The following is a 9,967-nucleotide window of genomic DNA, read 5'->3' as shown; positions in this document are numbered from 1 at the left end:
AGAAACGAAGTAGCGCTGCGTGTCGAGCGACAGACCGACCGTGTACATATGGTGGACCCAAAGACCGAATGACAGAAAGGCCATGGCCACCAAAGACGCGACGATAAGGTGATAGCCCGTCAATGTCGTTCTTGCGAGGACAGGGATAATCGTGGAGAGCGCGCCTGCCGCCGGTAGAAAGATGATGTAAACTTCCGGGTGACCAAACAGCCAGAACAAGTGCTGCCACAATAGAGGGTCCCCTCCCCGCTGCGGATCAAAAAACGGCAGATCAAAAGCACGTTCCGCTTCCAGCAAGATTGAACCAAGTATCAGCGGTGGAAAGCCAACCAGCATCATAGCGCCAACCACCAGCATGTACCACGCGAAGATTGGCATCCTGACCAGCGACATTCCGGGTGCACGCATGCGCAGAATTGTCACCACGATCTCGATGGCTGCGCTGATAGCTGAAATCTCGACGAAGGTTATGCCCAGTAGCCAGATGTCGGCGTTAATGCCTGGACTGTATTGTGACGATGACAACGGGGTGTACATGACCCCCCCACCCGCCGGTGCAACACCGCTCAAAAGGGCCAGAACCAGCATGGAGCCACCAAACAGATAACACCAGTAGCCGTATGCCGACAGTCTGGGAAATGCGAGGTCCCGCGCGCCCAGCATCTTCGGGAGCAGATAGATCGCCAGACCTTCAAAAAACGGAATGGCGAACAGGAACATCATGATCGTCCCGTGCATGGTAAACACCTGGGCATATTGCCCGGCATCCATGAATGCTCCTTCTGGAGTGGCCAATTGTGTACGAATAAGCATGCCGAGAAAGCCGCCAATCCCGAAGAACACGAGGGCGGTTATCATGAAACGCTTGCCGATCACGTTGTGATTGACAGCTGCCAGCCGCTGCCAACCACGTCCGGTTTTCCACGCGTCATGCAGGTCGCGATGCAGAGCCAGACTTGAGATTTTTCGGGTTACATCTGTGTCCATCACTGCCCCAGTTCTTTCATTACGGCGTCAAATTGCGCGCGGCTGTAGGAATTGACCCGGAAGGTCATTTGTTGGTGGCCTTGGCCACAATATTCCGAGCAAATCCCGCCAAACGTGCCTTCAACATCTGCTTGAAGCACGATGCTGTTTGTCTGGCCGGGGATGGAATCGATTTTCCCGCCGAGCCTTGGAACCCAGAAGCTATGGATCACGTCCATACTCGTGGTTTCAATGCGAACCGGCTCTCCGACCGGAATATGCAGGGTGTCGCTGCTAAAGGCCGACTTGCCATCAATGGTGTAGCTGAAGTCCCAGCTCCACATGCGTGATGTGGCCTTGACAGTCACGCCAGGTGCGGGTGTGCCTGCACCAAACAGCCTTTCACCCTGAACAAAAGCATAGAGCAATAGTGCGATCAGCACAGGAACAGGCATGGCAATGCCGCCAAAACCCATCCATTGTTTTGCGCTGATATTGGCAAAGACCGTTGGTCTGAACAAAACGAGGCTGAACAATGCCATCACCAACAGGAAGATCGTACCGGCACCTGAGAGCATGACCCACCAGAGGTCGGCCACCATGGCAGCAGATGGTCCGGCTGGATCAAGCGCTGACGTATCCCCGCGACACCCAGACAAGACCGTTCCTGCAGCCGCAATCATCATGGCCGGCCGGAACCGGACGACGCTTCGACGTGTTGTCAGAAGAACGGGAGTTTTTTGATGTCTGAAAGCAACGGTACCAATCCGGTCATTTCCAAGATCGAGGAAAAAACCACGACCTCCGCGGTTGCCGTCGCAGGCCATCCGCTTCATGCCATGACTGTGCATTTCCCGATTGCGCTGGTGATCGCCACTCTTGCAGCCGACATCATGTTGTGGTGGACGGGAGATCCCTTCTGGGAGAGGGCAGGACTGTGGGCTGCTGGTGTGGCATTTTTCAGCGGTATCGCGGCCGGATTGATCGGCACAGCGGAGTTGCTTCTCGTCCCGGGTATTCGGGCGCGCGTCGCCAGTTGGGCACATGGTATCGCTGCAATGGCGCTCATCGCGGTGGCTGGCGCAAATTGGGGCGGCCGTTTCACGGGCGCCCTCGATACCCTTCCCCACGGTTTGGGTCTTTCCCTCCTGGCGGCAATGCTGACGGGCCTTGCGGGCTGGCATGGTGGAAAGTTGATTTTCGATCACGGTATCGGCCTCATGGTATCTCCCAAGGACTGAATGACGACACAAATCCCTTGAGTGCGCCTGCTTCGAAAAGCCCGTCCGAGAAATGCAAGTCCAGTTCCGGTCGTGCGAGAACGACGAAAATGATTGCCCCTGCCACAAACCCGCTTGCCGCCGTCACGAGGATGAACCGCCATCTGGGGTACACCTCGCCTTTGCCAAACAGCCGGATGATCACCAGCCCCGTCAAAACGTGGATGACAACCAGCAAAGCAACCAAAGCGAGCTTGAGTGAAAACCAGCTACTGAATGGCTGCTGAATAAAAATCAGTCCGATGCCAGAGGCAATCGCGAGAAACGCGGCGGGGGAAAGAACGCGCACATAGGCAAATCGGACAATGCGTTGAAGACGGAAAAGATTGTCTTTGTTTTCAACATGGGCTCTTTGCACGTAAAGCCCGGGAAGGCTGACAAGACCGGCTGCCCAGATCGAAATCGTTGCCACATGCAGAAATTTTACCATCATCACCATTGGCTATCGCTCCGCTGCGGGCGACATGAGGCGTGTATATACCAGCCAAAGTGTTGCTATCGCATAAGGAGCAATGCCGATCGTCCACATCAGCACGCCAGCAACCTGCTGATCTTCAAGTGGGCTTAGACCAAATGCTTCGGTTTTGGCGAAATGCGCTTCGAATATCGGGTATGGCGCGAAGGTGAGGATGGCAGCAAGAAATCCCATTTGAAACATGGTTCCAACTGTCAGACCCAGTGCAGAAAACACCGAAATTCGGTCGGCAAGGATCAACCACCATAACCAGACAGATGCCATGATGAACGCAATCTGCATGAGCCAATATTGCCAGCTTCCCGATAATGCGAAGTCGTAGGAAACCGGGATGTGCCAAAGCCAGTAAATGACGGTGTGTAACAGGAAAACCGCTTCTGCCGGCACTTTTGCAATCACGCCCCACCGGCCAGGCAGCATCAACGCAATCATCGACGCTGCAATGGAGCCAATGAGAATGTGATGGACGGCGCGCGCCGAAAACAATGCTGTCGTCAATGCACAGAGCGGCGAAATGAATGCGATGACAAGTGCAACAGCAAGCGGGTAGGTGAGCCACGCTCTCAAGTGCGGTTGCGCGCGGTGGAGTGCAAACAGGGAACCAGCTGTCACGATGATGAGAGCCGGGTCGAAATTCCAGGCGGAAAACAGAGTTTCCGCATCAGGAGCGGGGCCACAATAAGGCTCAAGCACACGCGACAAAGTGAGACGCCCCCTATCCGCTGAAACTTTTCAAGATCATTCACTTTAGCCAACGCAGCAGTTGCATAAGGGTTCCAATAATTCGGTCGGCGCTAAAAACGACAACCCAAAATAAGCATTTCATTGGAACTTGAAGCATTTTCGCACCGTTAAATAACCTTGGATTGTGTTACGGAGGTTGTCATGCCGCATGTCGTTGGGGTTTTCGAATACATTGGTGGTGCTCGTCGAGCAGTCAAATACCTCGAAGATATTGGCATAAACCCAGCCGACATTTCCGTCATAGCGTTTGATCCGACGGCAGATAAGGCACCGCATCCTGATGCGAAACAGGGTGCAACCGCTGGAGCAGGTGCAGGCGCGGTTCTGGGAAGCGTCAGTGGCGCTCTCGCTGGTCTGGGTCTTGTTGCTATCCCCGGCGCGGGTCCGCTTGTCGCATCGGGTTGGCTGGTCACAGCGATTACGGGTGGTGCTGCGGGTGCCGCTGTCGCCGGGGCTGCGGGCGGAGCCTTGGGTTTTCTGATGAGTACCGGTTTCGACGATCCGGAAGATATTGACCGCAAGCTGAAACGCGGGTCAACGATTGTCAGGGTGACCGTGCCCGAAATGCGCTTCTTTGAAGTAAAGGACGCATTCCACAAACTTGCCAACGCGCGGTAGCGCAGCAGCGAGTTTGTAATGGGGGCCAGTACAGCTTTTGAGGCAGAGAATGTCTGTCAGAATGCTGCAAAGTCCGAGATCCCGTCAGACCTTCGTGTCCTGCTGAACATTGGTCGGTGAAACAGCTTGCTTTTGTGGCTCAGAATAGGCGGCGTCTGTTTCGTTGCTGTCTGATTTGAAATTGGACATTACACGTAACGTGGCAAATGTCATTATCGACAGAACGATGGCGGTGTCATAGGCACCAAGTCCAACGGCTGCGCCAACTGCGCCGGTGGCCCACAAGCTTGCCGCCGTCGCAGTGCCGCGTGTGCTGGCCTTGCCAACAAGGATAGCTCCTCCGCCGATAAAACCGACACCATTTATAAGGCCCTCGACGATACGGGCTGTGGCCTCTGGATTACCGACAGTCACCGTTTCCGCAGCCTGAATGAAACCACAAGCCGCGATAGCGACCAATGGGAAAGTGCGAAGGCCGGCACTGCGTTCATGGCGTTCACGATCCCAGCCGATAGGGAGGGCGAGCACATAGGCAAACAGAAGCGCTACGAGGTGTGGAACGATATTGATTTGAACGCCAAGCGAGTTCAGCCATTCAATCATTATGATCCACCCCACCGCGCGATTTTGACAGCGGAGATGGCTCGCCGGATAAAGGTTCGCTCATTGACAGCTTCATGCCAATCTCCAGCGTGGAAGTAATATCCTCTCCATTACCCGTTACGCGCCTGAAACACTGAAGCCGATCATGGTCGCGTAAACAATGAAAACGACGACACCAAAGATAATCATTGCGCCTATGACAGCTTTGCCCATACGGCGCTTTTTCACCGGGTTGTGATTAGGTTCAGTCTTGCGGAGGATTGGATCATTCGGGGCGTTGGACGTCATGGAAAACCTTTCTTCAAACACATGATTATCAACGTCAGGATGAAACAAGAGTTCCCCATCATGTCGTGACTTGCAAAACAATGGAGGAAACGATCATGGATCATATCAATCAGGTCCGTCTCACTGCCAATGAACTCACACCGGCAACTCTGGAAGGAGCCACCGTTTACGGCGCAGACAACCATAATGTCGGCAAGGTCGACCATGTTCACGGCGTTGGCGCAGGCAGCCAGGCAATTATCGATGTTGGCGGTTTCCTCGGCATTGGCGCAAAGCCGGTAGCCGTGCCATTGTCAGACCTTCAGTTCATGCGCGACGAGGACGGCGATATTCATGCCATCACAGCATGGACAAAAGACCAGTTGAAAGATATGCCTGAGCATAGTCATTAACGAAAAAAGCCCGGTTTGACCGGGCTTTTTCATATCTTCTGGTTTCGGCAGTTATCTCAACAGGTCAACATTTCACGACTGCCGTTTGCCCGGATACGGATGTGCTTTCAGCAGCTTTGCCAAATGCACGGTGTTTCGAACCAGCATTGAGATCATCGTCTCTACCGTATCAGGCGTCTTTCTAAAGTCTGCGAAATCCTCGTCCCCCATTGCCTCCCCCACCCAATAGGCGACTGCATTGGCCGACACAGTAAAACCGACATCATTGAGAGCCTGAAACAGTTCGGCAGATACGTGGTGGGCACCGTCCTCGTTTCCCACCACCGCGACGGCCGCAACCTTGCCGTAAGATACCATTCGCCCTTCGTCATCTTTCTCTTCGAGAAACGCATCCATGCGTTCCAACGCGCCTTTGCAAATGCTTGACGGCTGACCGAGCCAGATTGGCGTGCCGACAAGAAGAATATCGGCCGCCAGAATTTTTTCCCTGATCGCTGGCCATGCATCACCCTCCCCCTCATCTGAGGTCACCCCGGGCTTCACGTCATGGTCTGCAAGCCGGATGGTTTCGGTCTGGACATCTGCACGTAAAAATTCTTCGGCAATCAGCTCCAGCATCTTCGCGGTGGAACTGACTTGTGTTGCGTTGGATGATTTCAACGTTCCATTCAGGGCCAATACTTTGAGTGACATGTGACTACCTCCTGTTCATAGTCCGAACCCACGAAATGCCAGCTTGTTCCCAAAGGCGCGCGAAACCACGTGAAGTGCAATTTACAGTTGCTTTAAGAGCCTTCAGCTGATGGAACCGGATGTCCGACCGTAGAAAACCATTTCTGACGAACAGGCATTTTTGATCAAACCGTGCGGAACACCGTGGGGATTTCCCACCATTTGTGCGCAGTGACGAAATCGTCGAGATAATTTCGGAACAATATCGCTGCGCTCGCGTTGGCGAAATATGCAACTGGAGGTATGTCATGTCAGGAATAGCCAAAAACCCATCGCACTCCCGCACGAGATCATGGTGGCCAATCGCGGTCGCGATACTGCTTGTGCTGTTCGGCATCCCGATAGCTGTCGGGGGCGTCTATCTGATCGTGCTGGGCGGCTCCTGGTATTATTTCCCGGCTGGCATGGGCCTCCTGATCACCGCCTATTTTCTGATGCGTCGCAGCGAAGCTGCTCTATGGGTTTATCTCGCAACATTTGTCATAACCGTTGCATGGGCCTTTTGGGAGGCGGGTCTTAATGGCTGGGCGCAGGTCCCCCGGCTTGTGGCACCGACGGTCGTTTTGCTTTTGGTCCTGTCGACCGTGCCGACATTAAACCAGTCGTCGAAAAAACTACGAACAATCGTCACATCGATAACTCTGGCCTTTTTCGCAGTCGGTGGCGCGGTGCTGGCCATCAACACTGGCATTGGGTCGTTATCGGCACAGGAGGCACCGAGCGCGCCACCGCAACAGGACGACGCACAAAGCGGGGGTGAGCCCGGCCAACAAAGTCCGGCAGTCCCTCCCGTCGAAACGACGGCTATGCAGTCGACTTACGAGCCGCTTGAAACTGGCGCAGACTGGCCGGCCTATGGTGGTACGCACAAAGCGGTTCGCTATTCACCTCTCAGCGAGATCGATCTCGATAATGTCGGCAAACTCGAAAAAATCTGGGAATTTCGCACCGGTGATCTGCCGCAGGGCGAGGAGGCATTCGGCAATCAAAATACACCGATCAAAGTCGGAAATCGGCTTTTTATCTGCTCCGCGCTCAACAAGGTGACTGCCCTAGATGCGGCAACAGGAACGCAGTTCTGGACATACGATCCAGAGGTCTCAACGGACGCAATCGGCTATAATGCAACATGCCGTGGACTGGCCTATTACAAAAATCCGGCGGCAGAAAGCACCGCATTATGCGCTGCGCGTATCGTCGTGCAAACGCTCGATGCCCGTCTTATTTCACTTGATACCGAAACTGGTCAGACTTGCCCGGACTTCGGAAACGAGGGCGTTGTGAACCTGCTAGACGGCATTGGCGATACTGCGCCGGGCTTTTATTCCCCAACCTCGCCGCCTACCCTGGTTCGAAACATTCTCGTTGTCGGTAGCCAGGTCAGTGACGGTCAGACACGGGAGGCTCCCTCGGGTGTCATCCGTGGATACAATGCGGTAACCGGCGAACTTGCCTGGGCGTGGGACATGGGCAAACCGGACCAGAGTGGTGCGCCGCCTGAAGGTGAAATTTACACACCGGGAACACCGAATGTATGGACGATTGCCTCTGGCGACGACGAGCTCGGGCTGGTGTATCTACCAATGGGCAACTCGGCCGTTGACTACTGGGGCGGTGATCGCTCGCCGGAAGAAAACACCTACTCAACGGCCATCGTGGCGCTCAATGTTGAAACTGGCAAAGTTGCCTGGCACTACCAGACAGTGCACTACGACGTATGGGACTATGACCTGGGTGGTCAGGGAAGCCTTGTTGATTTTCCAACTCCCAATGGACCAGTCCCCGCAATCATCATGCCGTCAAAGCAGGCCCAGTTTTACATCCTGAACAGGGCTACCGGTGAGCCACTTGTCAATATTGAAGAGAGGGCCGCTCCGACAGGTGGTGTCGAACCGGAACGCCTTTCACCAACCCAGCCTTTTGTCACCGATTTCCCAAACCTTTTGAAGCCTGAGCTGAAAGAGGCCGATATGTGGGGAGCCACACCGATCGACCAGCTCTGGTGCCGGATTCAGTTCCGCAAGGCTGCCTATGATGGAGTTTACACCCCGCCAACCGTCGACAAACCCTGGATCCAGTTCCCGGGCTACAACGGCGGATCTGACTGGGGTGGTATCGCGATCGACCCGGTCAACAACATCATGATCGCCAACTACAACAACATGCCAAACTACAACCAGCTCGTTCCGCGCGAAGAGGTGGACAGGATGGGCGTGCTGCCAATTACCGATCCAAATTACAATCCCGATGCTGGATCTGGCTCCCATGGCAGCATCAATCCGCAGGCACTGACGCCCTATGGCATCCGTGTAAATGCGGGATGGCGCGTCCCGTTGACAGGTCTTCTATGCAAGCAGCCTCCTTATGGCGGCATCACCGCAATCGATCTGAACACGCGTAAAGTTCTGTGGGATCGGCCATTTGGCTCGGCAAGAAAGAACGGCCCATTTGGAATTCCGTCCATGCTGCCGGTTGATATCGGAACGCCGAACAACGGTGGCGGTGTCGTGACCGCATCAGGTCTGTTTTTCATCGCTGCCGCCACGGATGATCTGATCCGCGCTGTTGATATCAAAACCGGCAAAGAAGTGTGGCAGGAGACGTTGCCAGCTGGTGGCCAAGCGACACCGATGGTTTATGAAGCCAATGGACGCCAGATTGTTGTCATTAACGCCGGTGGTCACGACTTCATGGAAACCCCGATCGGTGATTACTTCATCGCTTATGCGTTGCCCAAGGCAGACAATTGATCTCTGACATTCGAACGCCCGCCATTCATCACCGACTGGCGGGCGTCTTTTGAACCCGCTCACGCACTCGGCAATTCCAGTTCATCAACAGTCTGATTATGGACGCGCTTCGGTGCAGTCCCGGACGGCCTGCAAGAACAGGTCTGGCTGACAGGGCTTGTTGATCCAGAAACGACTGGCTTCGGTCAATGCGGCGACCTGGTCGATATCAGCTACATCAGCGGAATGGACGATAATCGGCACGTTCCGCGAAGCAAGAATTTGCGAAATCTCGTCCGAGGGACCATCCGGAAGCCTGGTTTCAAGGATTGCAAAATATGGCGTGTGAGTTTCCAGCCACTGTTTCGCGTCAGCGCATGAGATGCAGGTGATTGCTTCTGAAAAGCCTGCTTTGTTGAGCAGCTCCTCGACTTCAAGTGCAATAAGAGGCTGGTCTTCCAAAACCAGAACGGTATTCTGCAAATGCTTGGTCAGTTCAGTCCCTCCTAGCATTGAAAATGCAGTTTAGCAGGTTCTGAACACCTTCAGGCGGTAGGTATGCTAGCGTACCTAAAATCTCTCGAATGGCGAGAATGCTATAGAATCAGCAACCGTTTGACATAGCTCAGGGCTTGGCGGCTGTGGGCGACTGCTCACGCCCGCCATCGAGTGCCATGAACGTTTCGGAACACCCCGCCTTACGCAATCGAATTCTAGCCTTGTTACCATCACACGAGTTCGTCAATGTGGCGGATGCTTTGCAGTTCGTGGAGCTTCCCAAGGGTGAAGTGATTGCGCGTGCCAATGGTGTTATCGAATACGTCTATTTCCTGTGCAGTGGAATAGGGTCTGTTGTAACCGCGTCAAAAGACGGCCAGCGGGCTGAAGCAGGTATGGTTGGACGCGAGGGTTTTTGTCCGACATCCGCAGGTGTCGGCGGTACCGTCAGCGTGCATGAGGTGCTCATGCAGGTGCCCGGAGAAGCTTACAGAATGCCGCTGCTCGCGTTGAATGAGAAATTGCCGAGCAATCCGATTTTTGCCAATCTTCTCGCAAGATATATTCAGACATTCGTCGCCCAGATTGTAACCGGTGTCCTGCCCCCACGTTGCCAGCAGTCGCCTGATCTGTGATCGAGGT

13 protein-coding genes are annotated in these 9,967 nt (G+C 54.4%); 5 read left to right on the top strand and 8 right to left on the bottom strand.

Features of this window, described 5'->3' with window-relative positions; genetic code table 11:
* Both RT613_RS20755 and coxB read right to left on the bottom strand, forming a co-directional pair.
* Positions 1-987 (bottom strand): cbb3-type cytochrome c oxidase subunit I (locus tag RT613_RS20755; RefSeq protein WP_313618277.1); only part of this gene is annotated, 987 nt, incomplete at its 3' end.
* A complete protein-coding gene (gene coxB / locus RT613_RS20750; RefSeq protein WP_313618276.1) occupies positions 987-1,625 on the bottom strand; it encodes a cytochrome c oxidase subunit II in 639 nt (212 codons plus the stop codon). The genes RT613_RS20755 and coxB, both read right to left, overlap by 1 nt.
* Positions 1,626-1,709: 84 nt before the next feature.
* On the opposite strand from coxB, the gene RT613_RS20745 reads away from it, so the two are divergent.
* A complete protein-coding gene (locus tag RT613_RS20745) occupies positions 1,710-2,207 on the top strand; it encodes a DUF2231 domain-containing protein (protein WP_313618275.1) in 498 nt (165 codons plus the stop codon).
* On the opposite strand, the gene RT613_RS20740 is transcribed toward RT613_RS20745, so the two are convergent.
* Both RT613_RS20740 and RT613_RS20735 read right to left on the bottom strand, forming a co-directional pair.
* Positions 2,185-2,685 (bottom strand): CopD family protein, encoded by a 501-nt coding sequence (locus RT613_RS20740; RefSeq protein ID WP_313618274.1) that lies wholly within the window; start codon positions 2,683-2,685, stop codon positions 2,185-2,187. The two genes, RT613_RS20745 and RT613_RS20740, sit on opposite strands and share 23 nt — an antisense overlap.
* Positions 2,686-2,688: 3 nt before the next feature.
* A complete protein-coding gene (locus RT613_RS20735) occupies positions 2,689-3,414 on the bottom strand; it encodes a cytochrome c oxidase assembly protein (protein ID WP_313618295.1) in 726 nt (241 codons plus the stop codon).
* Between the two features lie 192 nt (positions 3,415-3,606).
* Between RT613_RS20735 and RT613_RS20730 the strand changes: the two genes are divergently transcribed.
* The gene (locus tag RT613_RS20730) at positions 3,607-4,083 is read left to right on the top strand and encodes a hypothetical protein (protein ID WP_313618273.1); all 477 of its coding nucleotides are present in this window, start codon (positions 3,607-3,609) and stop codon (positions 4,081-4,083) included.
* A gap of 84 nt (positions 4,084-4,167) precedes the next feature.
* On the opposite strand, the gene RT613_RS20725 is transcribed toward RT613_RS20730, so the two are convergent.
* Together RT613_RS20725 and RT613_RS20720 are read right to left on the bottom strand one after the other, a co-directional pair.
* A complete protein-coding gene (locus RT613_RS20725) occupies positions 4,168-4,686 on the bottom strand; it encodes an MgtC/SapB family protein (protein ID WP_313618272.1) in 519 nt (172 codons plus the stop codon).
* 117 nt (positions 4,687-4,803) lie between these two features.
* A complete protein-coding gene (locus tag RT613_RS20720) occupies positions 4,804-5,022 on the bottom strand; it encodes a hypothetical protein (protein WP_313618271.1) in 219 nt (72 codons plus the stop codon).
* Positions 5,023-5,069: 47 nt separating this feature from the next.
* Here RT613_RS20720 and RT613_RS20715 point away from each other — a divergent pair, with 47 nt between their 5' ends.
* Positions 5,070-5,366 carry a PRC-barrel domain-containing protein gene (locus tag RT613_RS20715; RefSeq protein WP_313618270.1) on the top strand — a complete coding sequence of 99 codons (297 nt, stop codon included), beginning with the start codon at positions 5,070-5,072 and terminating at the stop codon, positions 5,364-5,366.
* 72 nt (positions 5,367-5,438) lie between these two features.
* Here the strand turns inward: RT613_RS20715 and RT613_RS20710 are convergent, their stop codons facing one another.
* The gene (locus tag RT613_RS20710) at positions 5,439-6,059 is read right to left on the bottom strand and encodes an NAD(P)H-dependent oxidoreductase (RefSeq protein ID WP_313618269.1); all 621 of its coding nucleotides are present in this window, start codon (positions 6,057-6,059) and stop codon (positions 5,439-5,441) included.
* 287 nt (positions 6,060-6,346) lie between these two features.
* On the opposite strand from RT613_RS20710, the gene RT613_RS20705 reads away from it, so the two are divergent.
* Entirely contained in the window at positions 6,347-8,848 is a 2,502-nt protein-coding gene (locus RT613_RS20705) for a membrane-bound PQQ-dependent dehydrogenase, glucose/quinate/shikimate family (protein ID WP_313618268.1), read from the top strand.
* A gap of 96 nt (positions 8,849-8,944) precedes the next feature.
* Here the strand turns inward: RT613_RS20705 and RT613_RS20700 are convergent, their stop codons facing one another.
* Positions 8,945-9,289 (bottom strand): response regulator, encoded by a 345-nt coding sequence (locus tag RT613_RS20700; RefSeq protein WP_313618267.1) that lies wholly within the window; start codon positions 9,287-9,289, stop codon positions 8,945-8,947.
* Positions 9,290-9,501: 212 nt separating this feature from the next.
* Between RT613_RS20700 and RT613_RS20695 the strand changes: the two genes are divergently transcribed.
* A complete protein-coding gene (locus RT613_RS20695) occupies positions 9,502-9,960 on the top strand; it encodes a Crp/Fnr family transcriptional regulator (RefSeq protein WP_313618266.1) in 459 nt (152 codons plus the stop codon).
* The last annotated feature ends 7 nt before the right edge of the window (positions 9,961-9,967 follow it).

It is taken from the genome of Agrobacterium sp., from assembly GCF_032092815.1.
GTDB lineage: Bacteria > Pseudomonadota > Alphaproteobacteria > Rhizobiales > Rhizobiaceae > Agrobacterium.
The sequence above is the reverse complement of the archived record's forward strand: the minus strand, read 5'-3'. Positions and strand labels throughout refer to the sequence as shown.

Bases quoted from the DNA above. Each gene is read 5' to 3' on its own strand.
- RT613_RS20730 (WP_313618273.1), top strand. From the start codon at position 3,607: ATGCCGCATGTCGTTGGGGTTTTCGAATACATTGGTGGTGCTCGTCGA.
- RT613_RS20695 (WP_313618266.1), top strand. From the start codon at position 9,502: ATGAACGTTTCGGAACACCCCGCCTTACGCAATCGAATTCTAGCCTTG.
- RT613_RS20740 (WP_313618274.1), bottom strand. From the start codon at position 2,685: ATGGTGATGATGGTAAAATTTCTGCATGTGGCAACGATTTCGATCTGG.
- RT613_RS20710 (WP_313618269.1), bottom strand. From the start codon at position 6,059: ATGTCACTCAAAGTATTGGCCCTGAATGGAACGTTGAAATCATCCAAC.
- RT613_RS20705 (WP_313618268.1), top strand. From the start codon at position 6,347: ATGTCAGGAATAGCCAAAAACCCATCGCACTCCCGCACGAGATCATGG.
- RT613_RS20725 (WP_313618272.1), bottom strand. From the start codon at position 4,686: ATGATTGAATGGCTGAACTCGCTTGGCGTTCAAATCAATATCGTTCCA.
- RT613_RS20745 (WP_313618275.1), top strand. From the start codon at position 1,710: ATGTCTGAAAGCAACGGTACCAATCCGGTCATTTCCAAGATCGAGGAA.
- RT613_RS20715 (WP_313618270.1), top strand. From the start codon at position 5,070: ATGGATCATATCAATCAGGTCCGTCTCACTGCCAATGAACTCACACCG.